Source organism: Serratia proteamaculans, assembly GCF_013337185.1.
Taxonomy (GTDB): Bacteria; Pseudomonadota; Gammaproteobacteria; order Enterobacterales; family Enterobacteriaceae; genus Serratia; species Serratia proteamaculans_D.
In genome coordinates this window covers 2,133,531-2,146,583 of the sequence record NZ_SWDE01000001.1, presented here as the reverse complement: position 1 = coordinate 2,146,583, position 13,053 = coordinate 2,133,531, and the positions used below count along the sequence as shown (strand labels likewise).

Sequence of the window (13,053 nt, the reverse complement as noted above, 5' to 3'; positions counted from 1 at the left end):
CACCCTAACTGACTTTATTACTTTCATGGAGATAAACGGATGTCTGGAACTTTAGGAACACCCCGCGCTTTATTGTCATTGTTGATCGCCACGTCGTTGGTGGTGGCCGGTGCGGCGCAGGCCCGTGATGCCGGGATTAAGCCAGAAGATATCAAGCGTCAGCCGTTGTCGTCGGCGGTGGTGGAAATGGCCTTCAGCCCAAGCCAGCAGGCACTGTTTGTCAGTGCGCCAGACTGGAAGGAAGAGGCGAAATCCCGCGTACTGCGGCTGGATCCGGCCACGCTGGCGGTGCAGGCGGAGATCCCGCTGCAGGTGAAAGGCTTTGGTGTGGCGCTGGATGATGCCGGGCATCGGCTCTATCTGACGCAGGGTTTCAACGGCTCAGTCGGCGTGGTCGATACCACCAGTAACCGTGCACTGGCCAGCATCCGGGTGACCGAAAAGAGCATGCTGGAAAAAACCTACAAAGATGCCGGTATCAGCGGTAAGCGGCTGGAGTTTTTGCTCGAAGAGCTTAAGCGCTTCAAGATCACCGAGGACTATCAATACCGCATCCGCGAGGTGAAATATGACGCGCAGAGCGGTCGCCTGTTCCTGCCGGGGCTGGGGTTCGGGGTCGATAGCGTGCTGTTTGTGGTGGATACCAAAACCCAAAAACTGGAAAAAATGATCCCCGGTTTTGGCTACAACGCGGTAGGGATCACCATCGACGAAAAAGGACGGCGGGTATTTGTCTCCAACATGCAGGGGCAGTTGATCACCCTGAATGCCGACACGCTGGCGATCACCTCGACCAAAGAGATCCAGGCGGATCAGTTGCTGAATCTGGTGTATGACGGCAAAAACAACCGTTTGCTGGGGGTGGATCAGGGGATCGATCGCGATAACTACCGCGACACTCATCTGGAGCGTGCCTACAAGAAACGCAGCAGCGGCCACCGGGTATTCGCGCTGGACGCGGACAGCGGCAAGGTATTGGCCAGCGAACTGACCGATGAAGTACCGATCGGCCTGCTGCTGGACGACCATAACCAGCGGGTATACGTCGCTAACCGCAAAGGGATCCGTGTCGATCACGGTACTGGCACGCTGACGGTGTTTGATGCGAAGACGCTTAAACGCCTGCAAACGCTGGATTTGCCGCCGCATCCCAACAGCCTGGCGCTGGATACCAGTAACAATGTGCTGTTCGTGACGGTGAAAAATGACGGCGCCAGCACCAAGGCCGGAAAACCAGAAAGCGTGGTGCGTATTCAACTGCCGAAAAACTAGCTTTATCCTGCTGCGTCAGTGAAGGCTGACGCAGCGTATTCCCGCCAGCGCCTGACTTCAGAGCGATCGACATACACATTCTGTGCTTCTTTATCGCCAACGCGATTGATCCCCGCAGCAACGCAGAACTACACTGCGCAATGGAAGGCAATCGCCGTTCCCCCGATGTTTGATCCGCCAGAAACACCAATGAAGGACTTCCCATGAATCATTTTCGCCCCGTTGCACTGGAACATGCCAGCCGTTTGCTTAACCATGGCCCAACGGTGTTGATCACCAGCAGAAGTCAGGATGGGACACGCCGCAATGTGATGGCGGCCGCCTGGTCGATGCCGGTTGAATTCACGCCGCCGCGTATTGCCATCGTGGTCGACAAGGGGGCGCATTCACGGCAGATGATCGAGGAAAGTGGGGTGTTCGGCATCTGCATTCCGGCAGCGATGTTTATCGATACCACCTATGCGGTGGGCAGTATTTCGGGGCAGGAAGTGGAGGACAAGTTTGCCCGCTTCAACATTGCAACCTTCTCCAGCGCCCAATTGAATGTTCCCCTGATAGAACAGGGTTGTGTGGCCTGGCTGGAGTGCCGTTTGTTGCCGGAGAGCGGCGCGCAGCAGAAATATGATACTTGCTTTGGCGAAGTGGTCGCCGCAGCCGCAGATGAGCGGGTGTTTCACGGTGGTCGCTGGAACTTTGCCGATGCCGATCCGCAGTTGCATACCATCCATCATCTGGGGGCCGGCAATTTTATTCGCAGTGGCGACACCCTGCGGGCAAAGACGCTGTAAATCATGCCCCGAGACTCACACCCACCGCATGCCGGTGGGGTGAGTTTTCCAGGGTAGCGTTATCGCTGCTCAATCACTGACATTAATAATCGCGGCTAGTGGGGGCGGATCTCCGGCGCACGCTTTTCTGGCATTTTTTTATAGGGCCTTTTGAGCGGTTTTTTATTGTGATGGGGCTTGGGCTGCACTTTATTGTGGTGCGGCTTTTTATTATTTTGATGAACCACCGGCCTGTCATTATGTTCATTTATCGGCGGTGCCGCGAAAACCGATGCGCAATTTAACGCCATGACGGCGGCAATAATAACTATCAGCTTTTTCATTCTATATCCTGAATTGATAATATTATATTTTTGCTCAGCCCCTGAGTCGGGGCTGACCATTAACGTGGGCCGTTAAAGTGGTAGCCATGCCCGCCGCGCCCACCACCACCGCCGCCGCCAGGTGGTGGGAATATACAGCCGGAAAGCATTGCGCTAATAGTTAACGCACAGACGAACATCATAATACGACGCATAATATAATCCCTGACATCTAAATTGAGAGAGCCAGTATCATCTTCCGCCGCAGGTGTTAGCAATATGGAAACAGTAGGCAAACCGAAAAGGTTCTGTAAGTAAGAATATTCTAATCGGGGCGAGCCTTTGAGATGGGGCGGGTTAATATCCCGCCCTGAGCAATTCATCGCGTAATAAATCGATAATGGCCGGCTCTATATGGGGAAACTTGCGTTTAATCTCTGCGATGGCTTCTGCCACGGAAGGGGCGCTAAAGCTACCGGAAAAGGGCAGCAGGGGAAGGCTGGCATCGCTGTCCGGGAATTCACCGCTGATAGTGCCGGTGATGATGCCCGCTCTCTTTTGCGCAGTGAAGTCGTATTCGCCAATGTTTTTATTAATCGGTGTCATTTTAACCTCGGTATCCGATTTCCTGGTGCCGCTACGCACCGGTCAACGCCTTCTTTTAAGCATAGTGCCTGAGTCAGAGAAAACCACCGGGTGCCTGGCCCACGCCTTTGATATGGGTCAATCCCACATAAACATAAGGTAATAAAGCCTGGCCTTAAGCCAGTAATTTGATTATAAACACCGGCGTTAGGGACAATGTTCTCATCTGAATTGGAGTATTTATGTTGGCTAAAATCAATCGGCTGTTTGCCGGTGCGTTACTGGTGTTACTGCTTCCTGCTGTCGCTGGCGCGGCAGATTACCGCGCAGGCGAGCAATATACCCGCCTGGATAAACCGGTCGCCTCCGCCCCTGCGGTGGTGGAGTTTTTCTCCTTTTATTGCGGCCCGTGCTTTCAGTTTGCCGAGACTTACCATGTGGGCAGCACCGTCAGCCAGGCCTTGCCTGAGGGCACCAAACTGACCAAATACCACGTTGGCCTGATGGGCAAGCTGGGTAACGAACTGACCGAAGCCTGGTCGGTGGCGATGGTGATGGGCATTGAGGACAAAATCGAAGGCATGCTGTTCGACGAGCTGCAAAAGAAGCGTGCCATCAACAATGAACAGGATATTCAGCGGGTGTTTGCCGCTGCCGGTGTTGATGCCGCCACCTATGAAAATGCGCGTCACAGCCTGCTGGTGAAGGGCATGATCGCCAAACAGAATGAAGCGGTCAAAGCGCTGGACGTGCGCGCCACGCCATCGTTCTATGTTTCCGGCAAGTACAAGATCGACAATGCCGGAATGGCGAGCCAAAGCGTTGACGGCTACGCCAAAGAGTACGCAGCCGTAGTCCGCTATCTACTGACCACCCAGCCTTAATTTCTGCGGGTACAGGGGCTTCCCCTGTGCCTTATTCTTTGTTTTTTTCTCGATTGTTGTGCCAGCTAGCAGTGGACGCGCTACGCTAACCCCACCTTGTTGTCGTCGATATAGTTGTGACTCCTTCGCAGGCGTTAAATGACTTCTGCTACTGACATCCTGGAGCCCTCTATGCCATTACCTTCATCAAGCACCATTTACTATGTTGCAACTCTGAATGACGTCGCGTTAAACACCAGCAATACCGAAGAAATTGTTGTAACGGACAGCTATACCGGTGGCCGGTTTATCAAGCAAGTCACCAGTCCGACGGTAGATCGTTGGGATGTCGACGGTGTAATGCTGATTAAAGACGCCAACAATGTTATTTGGGAGCGAGTTTTTGAAGACTGCGTCGATCCTGAGTGGTGGGGAGCCCGACCGTTTTACCGTAATAAATCCGGTAACTTTGTAAACGATGGTTATGACAGCGCCCCGGCATTTAGCAGCATGTTGGCTTGGCTGGTTGGTACTGCGGGCACAGCACCGGGTGGCACCTATATCAACTGGACTCCCAAACCGGCAGGCGTGCGCTTTAAAGGTAATCGTCAATATGGTTTCGGCTCTACCGTTATTTGGAACACGCGCATTAATTTGTACGCTAACGGTGGCGCTATCTTTGCCAACGAAGGTTTTAACCAGGATGTGAACAACCCGAAAGCCCTGTTGCAGTTGTACAACGAAAAAAATCGGCCGACCATTGAATGCACGCTAGAAAAACTGGAAATGTATTCATGCAGTCCAAACCGTATCGACAGCAGCACCATTAACCTGGGTGTGACAGGGATGCTGTTTGAAGGTGAAGGTGTCGCGGGGGATTTCCGTTTTTGCCGATGCGTTGTCCGCGAGGCAAAATTCTACCATTTCCATACGGCTCCAGCGGTCAGATACGGTGCACGCGCTTATTTGATCCGTTTCTATGACTGCTATTTTTCGCAAAACTCAGGTGGGGATGTTTATTACCCGGCGGGTATCGCCGACGCCGGAGAGAATCTCAGCTATACCAATTGCACCTTTGCTAATGGAGGGGTTCTGAACCTGGAAGGTGGCGCGCATAACTTCGTCGACTGCTCTGTCGATTATCAAAAGTTTGGTTTTATGATTAAAAACGCGCGGGTAAGCATGCTTGGCGGCCATATGGAGATTAACAGTGATATTACCAACAGCCGGGTGGTGATCACGGGTACCGGCAGTTTTACCGCCGTGGGCACCAAGTTCTACGGTACCACCAATGTAGCCATCACCGCGCCTTCCTACTTTGATGCTCAACAATATCACAGCAAGGTGATCCTGCAGGACTGTGAGTTTGAGAACACCTTCGGGCACAACAGTTTGTTATCCGGGGAGGGGCAGTTAAGAACCCAGGGATGTTTTATGGTTAATCAGAACCAATGCCCGGTGTTACAGCCTCTCACCTCAAAAAACAATAAAATGCTGAAGCTGCAAACGGCTGAGCAGGTAACCTCTTATTTGGCCACTGTGTTCGGTTACGCATTTACCGCAGCCAATTATCTGGTGCAAACCGTTTATCCCCCTGCCGGGTCTGCTTTTACCGGTAAGGTCATTGAGATCAGGAAAACGGCCGCGACTACCGGCAGCCAACGGATTGCTATCCCGATGGCGATGGGGGAGGGCAAGGTACCTTATTGCCAAGTGCAGGTGATGGGGTCGGTGGAGTTTGCTACCACTGCCGGTTATGCCTTTTCCGGCGAAGGGATCCGCAGTGTGACAGCACCAGTCGGCTATTATTTCTCCAACGTTAAGGACACCTGGAACTTCGGTACGGTCAATGTGACCACTACACCAACGACGGCGATCAACATGTTTGGTAACGCCAGCGATTTCAACGTAGGCAGCGGGCAAGCGCCGCGTAATATTGCCGACGGTAGCCAGCAATGGCTGTTGTTCTATATCAACCTGACCAACTTGCCAGCCGGTGAGTCGTTATATATCGGTAATATCAACTTTAACGTTTTGTGATCCTGTTTATATGAAAAACCCGGCTACGGCCGGGTTTTTTATGTCGGGTGGCGCAAGACGCAATCTGTGATCTCGGCGCCAGATCCCGGTTCCGGCATTGCTTGTATGTTATCGGGTTGTTATGTTGATTTTCTGTTCATCGCTGATGTTGGAAGAGGTAAAGCATGGCAATTTCCGCACAGGTCAGGGAGGCCGGTTTCGAGGAGTGGTTGGCGAAAATCAATTCCGCCTGCGGCCGGTTTTGCGCCAGGACCTTGGGGCCAGGCTTTAGCGGTGCGATGCAGGAGTTTCGTGCCCATGCGTTGCGCCTGAGCGTGGTGGATGCCGCCCAGACCCGGCTGTATCGTACCCAACAGGAAATTGCCCGCAGCGACGGCTCGCACTTTTTCACGGTGTTTCAGCTACGTGGCAGTTCATTGATGGAGCAGGGCGGTCGGCAGGCGGTGTTGTCCGCCGGTGACGTCACGCTAATCGACGCTTCGCGTACCAGCAGCTTTACCTTTCAACAAGACTCCCGCCAAATTTCATTGCTGATGCCGCGCAGCTATCTTGAGCAGTCTGCGTCCGATGTACAGTGCGTCCGAAGGCTGGATGCGCAAAGCAGCGTGGTGCGCCTTAGCCGGCAACTGGTGCTGGGGTGTATGCAGGACTCACAGATGAGCGCTCCAGAGAGTGAGGCGATCCTGAACGCGGTTGCGACGCTGTTGCGCCCGGCGCTGGTCGATCGCGTGGTGGGGGAAGAGAGCCCTCCGCGCAGCTTCAGCCGTACGCTGGCGTTTATCGATACGCATATTCAGTCGCCGCAGTTGCGGCCGGAGTGGATCGCCGATGAGCTTGGGGTTTCGGTGCGTAGTCTGTATCGGATGTTTGCTCGTCAGGGGCTGGTGGTGGCGCAATATATCAAGCACCGCCGTCTGGATTTGTGCGCGCAGGCGTTACGCAGTGCGCCGGAGCGACAGAAACTGGCCACTATCGGTTATGACTGGGGTTTTAGCGATCACAGTCACTTTTCCACCGCCTTCAAAAGTCGCTTTGGCGTTTCACCGAGCGAATATCGCAAGCAGTATCAATAGCGCCATCTGCGGCGCTATTGATGATTAAGGCGCTCTTTAGTAACGAATGCACACCGATTTGGATTCGGTATAGGCATCCAGCCAGTCCGGGCCGAAGTCGCGGCCGCTACCCGATTGTTTAAAGCCGCCAAAAGGCATGTTGGCGTCGATCAAGGTATGGGTGTTGACCCAGACCGTACCGGCCTGAATGCGCGGTGTATAAGCCATTGCTGCCTGCAGGCTGGTGGTCCACAGGCTGGCGGTCAGGCCGTAATCGGTATCGTTGGCTTTGCTCAGCGCTTCTTCGGCGTCCGCCACCCGGATCAGATTTACCACCGGGCCAAACACTTCTTCGCGTGCCAGATTCAACTTATCATCCGGGTTTATCACCAGCGTCGGCGGAATATAGAACCCTTGCGAGTCCGGCCCGGCTGCGCCGCTGATCAGTTCCGCATGCTTGGATCTGGCGTCGTCCAGATAGGCCGCGACTTTATTACGGTGATCGCTGGAGACCAGCGGGTTGATCTGCGCGTTGGCATCCATGCCCGGCCCGACGGTCAGAGACTTCACCGCCTGCTCGAACCCGGCGACCAGGCTGTCGTAGATCGGTGCTTCAATATAAATCCGCGAACTGGCTGCGCACACCTGGCCCTGATTGAGGAAGCTGCCCGCCATCAGGCCTTCGATAACCTGCTGTTGATCGGCGTCTTTCAGCACGATGGCCGGGTTTTTACCGCCCAGTTCCAGCGTGACGCGGGTCAGGCGATCCGCCGCCGCGCGCGCGATGCCTTTACCCACCGGTGTGGAACCGGTAAAGCTCACTTTGGCGATCAACGGGTGTTCGGTCAGTGCCTTGCCACAGCCGGTGCCTTTGCCGGTCACCACGTTAAATACGCCCGGCGGTATACCGGCTTCGGTGGCCAGTTCAGCCATGCGCAGCAGGGTGAGTGGGGTGGTTTCAGAGGGTTTGATAACGATAGAGCAACCCGCCGCCAACGCCGGCATCACCTTCCACATGCCGATCATCAGCGGGAAGTTCCACGGCACGATACCGGCCACCACGCCAATTGGCTCTTTACGGGTATACACCTGATATTTGGCACCCGGCGGCATTGGGATCGACACGTCCAGCGTCTGGCCGGTGATTTTGGTGGTCAGCCCGGCGGTGTAGCGCATCCAGTTCAGCGTGCAGCCAACCTCGAACATGCGGGCAATATTGATCGATTTGCCCTGTTCCAGTGTTTCCAACTGGGCCAGCTCTTCGGTGTGTTGTTCAAGCAGGTCGGCATAGCGCAGTAGAATGCGCTCGCGCTCGGCAGGTAAACGTTGGGCCCAGACTCCGGAGGTGAAAGCCTGATGTGCCGATTGCACGGCACGCGCGACGTCCTGTGCATTGGCATTGGCGGTGGAGGAAATTTGTTTTCCGTTAGCGGGGTTATATACCGCCAACCGATCTTCGGCATGGGACTCGCACCATTGGCCGTCAATATACAGCCCATGATGACGATCGAGAAAACGCGAAACGCTGTCCATCACTGCTAGGGTATTGTCAGGCATACGCCCTCCTGTCAGACAAAAAAGGTCGCTATCGTTAACCTTAAAAGTCTACAGCAGGCACAGAGGGACGACTTTTGTCTGCCTGACAATCGGTTTGCCCTGCGTGACATAACGGCTGAGAGAGTCAGCCGTTAATCGGCAGGATCAGGAACTGAGGGTTGCCAGGCGGGTGGCGAAGCCGAGGAACAGCAGGCCAATCAGGCCATTGCCCAGTTTTGCCAGGCCTTTCTTGTGGTTAAAGAAGTGCGCCAGCATCGCGCCGGAGAAAATCAGCGTGGTCATATAGAGAAAACTGACCGATTCAAGGATCAACGCCAGAATGGTGAACGACAGGCCGGTGTGGGCATAGTCGAAGTCGATAAACTGCACGAAGAACGACACATAAAACAGGATCGCTTTCGGATTGGTCAGGCTGAGCGTCAGTGATTTGCGCAGAATGCTGTGGCTACCTTCAATCTGTTGATGCTGCTCGGCATTTTTCTGGATAAAGGTGGCGTAGAGAATTTTGGCACCCAGGAACAGCAGGTAGATCGCGCCGAGAAAACGCACCAGGGTAAACAGAAACGGCGTGGTGCGGATCAGCGAAGCCACGCCAATATAGGCGCAGAAAATCAGGATTGCATCACCGATAAACACGCCCAGCGCGGCGGTATAGCCGGCCCGTACACCTCGTGTTACGCCGGTTTTCAACACATACAACGTATTCGGGCCCGGCAGGATGATGATAAAAATCACCCCGGCCAGATAGGTCCAAAGATTCAGGACGCCAAAACTTTCTAACACAATAACCTCTCCATGCGCGGAACTGACAGCCAATAACACTGGCTACACCCGTAGCCGGGCGCGATCCTAACGCCGCAGGGGCGGGTTGGCAACGTAATAAACTTCATGTTGATTGCCGTATTTCGCCATTAGTTGCGCGCGGGCAGACAGGGGTTATGGCTTACGTGCCAGCAGCGTGGCGAAACGCAGTGAAATGCGATTACCGGCGGCATCGGTTTTGTGTAGTTGGCCAACGTCCTCGTTGTACTTAAGCACTTCCCAGCCGGCGTAATAGTCTTTCAACTCACCCGGTTTAAAAGTGAATGGGAAGGGCAGGCTGCAAGGATAATCCGGGGTATCCATCGCCGCGACGATCAGGTTGTAGCCGCCGTTGACGGTGCTATCCTGCATGTTTTTCACCAGCCGCGGGATCTGCGCCGGGTTGAGGAACATCAACACCACGGTAGAAAGGATAAAGTCGTATTCGCCGTCGAAGCTGTGGGTATTAAGATCCTGCACGCTGGCGCGAATGTGCGCCAAGCCTTCGCTGTCGATGATGCCGTTGAGATTATCGATCGACGGGCCGTGTTTGTCCCAGGCGGTGACGTCAAAGCCTTTCAGGTTGAGATAAAGCGAGTTGCGTCCGCCGCCGCAGCCCAGATCCAGCGTCCTGCCGGGCGCAATCTGCTGGACGGCCTCAATCACTTCGGAGTGGGTACGCGTCAGTTGGTATTTCTTGTGATAGTAATCTTCCGGCGAGCAGTAGAAGGCCAGTTGGCAGGTCATATCATCGGAGAATGAAACGATGCGATGCCATTGTTGTGGCTCGATAAACGGCGGTTGACTCTCGGGGCTGAACTGCCAGGTTTCGGTGGTCTCGCCTTCCTCGGTCATCAACGCGAAGGTCAATGTGCCGCTCAGCAGCCTGAGTTTGGCCCAGGTACCGCTTTGGGTGTTGTGCTTTTGCTGGAAGCTCTCTGGCAGCGTAGTGCTGTTCCACTCCGGCAGGGTTTTATAACAAAGCAGTTCGTTCATCTATCACTCCTTGGGTTCTGCGTTGCCGCATCACGATTTTATATGTTGCATATAAAATACATGTTTATGGTGACTTTGAACATGTCTGAGATCATCAAAGTGGATTTTCCTGCTGGCCGTACGAGAGGATTGGCATATTTAAACTGGATCACGGCCCCAGCCTGGGCTAACGTCAGTGCAGTTTATGCTAAAAGATCAGGGAAAAGATGCTAATTCGCCATTTTATCAAGCCATTGAGCCTGGGTGCACTGTTGGTGCTGGCCGGTTGTAGCACCAAAACCACGACCACTACGCCGGTGCAACGTCCGGCAGACGTCAAAGCCCAGCTGGTGCGGTTAATGCCGGCCAACACCGCAGACCGTCAGGGGTGGGCTACCGATATCACCGCCGCTTTTGCCGCGCAGGGCATTGAACCCAGCGACCAGAACCTGTGTTCGGTGCTGGCCGTCACCGAGCAGGAGTCGACCTTCCAGGCTAACCCGCCGGTGCCGGGGCTGCCAAAAATTGCCTGGAAAGAGATCGACCGCCGCGCCGACCAGCTGCATATTCCCAACTTCCTGGTGCATACCGCTCTGATGATCAAATCACCGAACGGCAAGAGCTACAGCGAGCGGCTCGATAAGGTACGCACCGAAAAAGATCTGAGCGATATCTTTGATGACATGATTAATTCGGTGCCGATGGGGCAAAAGCTGTTTGGCAGCCTGAATCCGGTGCATACCGCCGGGCCGATGCAGGTGAGCATTGCCTTCGCCGAAGTCCATGCCAAAGGCTACCCGTACCCGATTGATGGCACCATCCGCCGTGAAGTGTTCAGCCGCCGTGGCGGCATGTATTTCGGTATCGCTCACCTGTTGGGCTATCCGGCCAACTACAGCCAACCGATTTACCGCTTTGCCGACTTCAATGCCGGTTGGTACGCCAGCCGCAACGCGGCCTTCCAGAGTGCAGTCAGCCGGACATCGGGCATTCCACTGGCGCTGGACGGAGATTTGATTAACTTCGGTACCGACAAGCCGGGCACCACCGAGCTGGCGGTACGCACCCTCGGCAAGCGTTTGAATATGAGTGACTCGTCGATTCGTCGGGCGCTGGAAAAGGGCGATTTGCCGGAGTTTGCCGACACCGACCTGTATGAGCGAGTTTATGCCCTGGCGGAGAAATCCACCGGCAAGAAACTGCCACGAGAAATGCTGCCGGGCATTCAACTGGAAAGCCCGAAAATTACCCGTAAGTTGACCACCGCCTGGTTTGCCAAGCGGGTGGACGAGCGGCGTCAACGTTGCATGACGCGCGCTTCGGCGGGTTAAACCTGTGGGGTGCTGATAAACGCAGGATGCCGCTCGGCCTGGGCGGTAAATGCCGCAAGCGTCGGGTGGGTATCGGCGCTAATCAGCCCGGGCAGCATGAGTTGAGTGAAGCTCCAGGCCACCGCCACGCTGACCTCAGCGCTGCCCATCACCGCGGGCGTGGCGCCGGCTCGCGCCAACTGTTTTTCCAGTTCTGCATAGGCTGCCAGCAACTGGCCCTGAACGCGATCCAACCAGGGCTGATGCTGTTTCTCCTGTGGCCGTAACTGTTGTTCATAAACGATTTGCACCGTTTTTTCGCAGGCGGCCAGCGCCAACCCGTTCAGTTGCAGGGCATAGAGTCGCGCAGTGCCCTCAGTCGGCAGCAGGGCCTTACCGCTGGGGGCGATGCCGGCGGCGTATTCCAGGATCAGCGAGGAATCCATCAGGATTTGATCGTCGGCCAGCACCAACGTTGGGGCTTTTACCACCGGATTAATGGCTTTGAATTGTTCAAAACCGCGGAACACCGAAATTGCGCGGTGCTCAAACTCGATCTCTAATAACTTCAGACAAATTGCCACCCGGCGTACATAGGGTGAATCCAGCATGCCAATCAGTTGCATCATGTTCTCCAGAGCCTATTCGCCCGAATTAAGTGAATGAATAAACGTTACCAGCTGTTGAGCTACCCTTTCCGGTGCGTCTTCCATTAAAAAATGCCCCGCCTGGGGGATCACCTGCAGCCTGGCGCCGGGAATATCACCCTGCAAACGATAGGCGTAACTGACCGGCTGCCACTCATCGTTCTCGCCCCACAGGATTTGCACCGGCAGACGTAGCTCTGGCAGGCGCTGAGCAAAGTCTTCAGTATAGCGCGCGTCGTAATGGGCGATTTGATGTTGATAGAATGCCGGTTGACCGACCACGCCGACGATCGGTGCCAGATAGTGCTGCAATAGCTCTCCAGACATCCGCGACTTGTTGAACACCGCCATTTTCAGTTGGCGAGCCAGGGTTTGCTCATGCTGTGAGGCGTCCATGACGGCGTACTGACGATAATTATCGCGGATGCCACGCCAGCTTGGCGAAGGCCACGAATCATAACTGCAAATATCCGCGATGGTCAGCGAGCGAAAGCGCCGGGAGTGCCCGAACGCTGCGCGTAGCGACAATGCGCCACCAATATCGTGACCAAACACGTGGGTGGACTCCAGTTGCCAATGGTCCAGCAGGCCGATCAGTAAATCTGCCTGTGCAGCAATGGACGTGTCTGCCGACAATGGTCGTTCTGATGCGCCGTAACCCAGTAAATCGTAGATATGGACTCTAAAGCCCGCCGCCGTCAGGCTGGGCAGTAAATCCCGCCAGATTATCGAGTGGGCAGGGGTGCCGTGTACCAATACCAGGGGATGGCCGGTGCCATGTATGCCGGTAGCAATACGATGGCCATCGACAATAACTTGCTGATTAAGCACAGATGTTAAGCCGTTCATGTTGATTACCCG

At 54.8% G+C, this 13,053-nt stretch carries 14 protein-coding genes; 6 read left to right on the top strand and 8 right to left on the bottom strand.

The window, feature by feature from the left end; translation table 11 throughout:
* Nucleotides 1-39 precede the first annotated feature (39 nt).
* Nucleotides 40-1,272 carry a YncE family protein gene (locus tag FCL49_RS10065; protein WP_174353391.1) on the top strand — a complete coding sequence of 411 codons (1,233 nt, stop codon included), beginning with the start codon at nucleotides 40-42 and terminating at the stop codon, nucleotides 1,270-1,272.
* A gap of 203 nt (nucleotides 1,273-1,475) precedes the next feature.
* Nucleotides 1,476-2,060, top strand: coding sequence for a flavin reductase family protein (locus FCL49_RS10060; RefSeq protein WP_174353390.1), 585 nt, complete (start codon nucleotides 1,476-1,478; stop codon nucleotides 2,058-2,060).
* Between the two features lie 95 nt (nucleotides 2,061-2,155).
* Here the strand turns inward: FCL49_RS10060 and FCL49_RS10055 are convergent, their stop codons facing one another.
* The 3 genes from FCL49_RS10055 to FCL49_RS10050 form a co-directional block, all read right to left on the bottom strand.
* A complete protein-coding gene (locus FCL49_RS10055) occupies nucleotides 2,156-2,383 on the bottom strand; it encodes a hypothetical protein (RefSeq protein ID WP_174353389.1) in 228 nt (75 codons plus the stop codon).
* Nucleotides 2,384-2,442: 59 nt separating this feature from the next.
* Nucleotides 2,443-2,577, bottom strand: coding sequence for a hypothetical protein (locus FCL49_RS24765; RefSeq protein ID WP_302479842.1), 135 nt, complete (start codon nucleotides 2,575-2,577; stop codon nucleotides 2,443-2,445).
* A 142-nt stretch (nucleotides 2,578-2,719) separates the two neighbouring features.
* On the bottom strand, nucleotides 2,720-2,968 hold the full coding sequence (locus tag FCL49_RS10050; protein ID WP_174353388.1) for a hypothetical protein: 249 nt from the start codon (nucleotides 2,966-2,968) through the stop codon (nucleotides 2,720-2,722).
* 221 nt (nucleotides 2,969-3,189) lie between these two features.
* On the opposite strand from FCL49_RS10050, the gene FCL49_RS10045 reads away from it, so the two are divergent.
* From FCL49_RS10045 to feaR, 3 genes are all read left to right on the top strand, one after another.
* Nucleotides 3,190-3,831, top strand: coding sequence for a DsbA family protein (locus FCL49_RS10045; protein WP_174353387.1), 642 nt, complete (start codon nucleotides 3,190-3,192; stop codon nucleotides 3,829-3,831).
* 171 nt (nucleotides 3,832-4,002) lie between these two features.
* Nucleotides 4,003-5,850 (top strand): hypothetical protein, encoded by a 1,848-nt coding sequence (locus tag FCL49_RS10040; protein WP_174353386.1) that lies wholly within the window; start codon nucleotides 4,003-4,005, stop codon nucleotides 5,848-5,850.
* 164 nt (nucleotides 5,851-6,014) lie between these two features.
* Nucleotides 6,015-6,923, top strand: a complete 909-nt coding sequence (gene feaR / locus FCL49_RS10035; protein WP_174353385.1) for a transcriptional regulator FeaR — start codon at nucleotides 6,015-6,017, stop codon at nucleotides 6,921-6,923.
* 36 nt (nucleotides 6,924-6,959) lie between these two features.
* Here feaR and FCL49_RS10030 read toward each other — a convergent pair whose 3' ends face one another.
* The 3 genes from FCL49_RS10030 to tehB all read right to left on the bottom strand — a co-directional run bounded on the left by FCL49_RS10030 (nucleotide 6,960) and on the right by tehB (nucleotide 10,256).
* Complete coding sequence (locus FCL49_RS10030; RefSeq protein ID WP_174353384.1) at nucleotides 6,960-8,459, bottom strand: aldehyde dehydrogenase family protein; 1,500 nt, start codon at nucleotides 8,457-8,459, stop codon at nucleotides 6,960-6,962.
* A gap of 144 nt (nucleotides 8,460-8,603) precedes the next feature.
* Nucleotides 8,604-9,242, bottom strand: a complete 639-nt coding sequence (leuE, locus tag FCL49_RS10025) for a leucine efflux protein LeuE (protein ID WP_174353383.1) — start codon at nucleotides 9,240-9,242, stop codon at nucleotides 8,604-8,606.
* A gap of 153 nt (nucleotides 9,243-9,395) precedes the next feature.
* The gene (gene tehB, locus FCL49_RS10020; RefSeq protein WP_174353382.1) at nucleotides 9,396-10,256 is read right to left on the bottom strand and encodes an SAM-dependent methyltransferase TehB; all 861 of its coding nucleotides are present in this window, start codon (nucleotides 10,254-10,256) and stop codon (nucleotides 9,396-9,398) included.
* A gap of 206 nt (nucleotides 10,257-10,462) precedes the next feature.
* Here tehB and FCL49_RS10015 point away from each other — a divergent pair, with 206 nt between their 5' ends.
* Complete coding sequence (locus FCL49_RS10015; protein ID WP_174353381.1) at nucleotides 10,463-11,566, top strand: DUF1615 domain-containing protein; 1,104 nt, start codon at nucleotides 10,463-10,465, stop codon at nucleotides 11,564-11,566.
* On the opposite strand, the gene FCL49_RS10010 is transcribed toward FCL49_RS10015, so the two are convergent.
* Complete coding sequence (locus tag FCL49_RS10010) at nucleotides 11,563-12,171, bottom strand: glutathione S-transferase (protein ID WP_174353510.1); 609 nt, start codon at nucleotides 12,169-12,171, stop codon at nucleotides 11,563-11,565. The genes FCL49_RS10015 and FCL49_RS10010 overlap by 4 nt on opposite strands.
* A 15-nt stretch (nucleotides 12,172-12,186) precedes the next feature.
* Entirely contained in the window at nucleotides 12,187-13,041 is an 855-nt protein-coding gene (locus FCL49_RS10005) for an alpha/beta fold hydrolase (protein ID WP_174353380.1), read from the bottom strand.
* Between the last annotated feature and the right edge of the window lie 12 nt (nucleotides 13,042-13,053).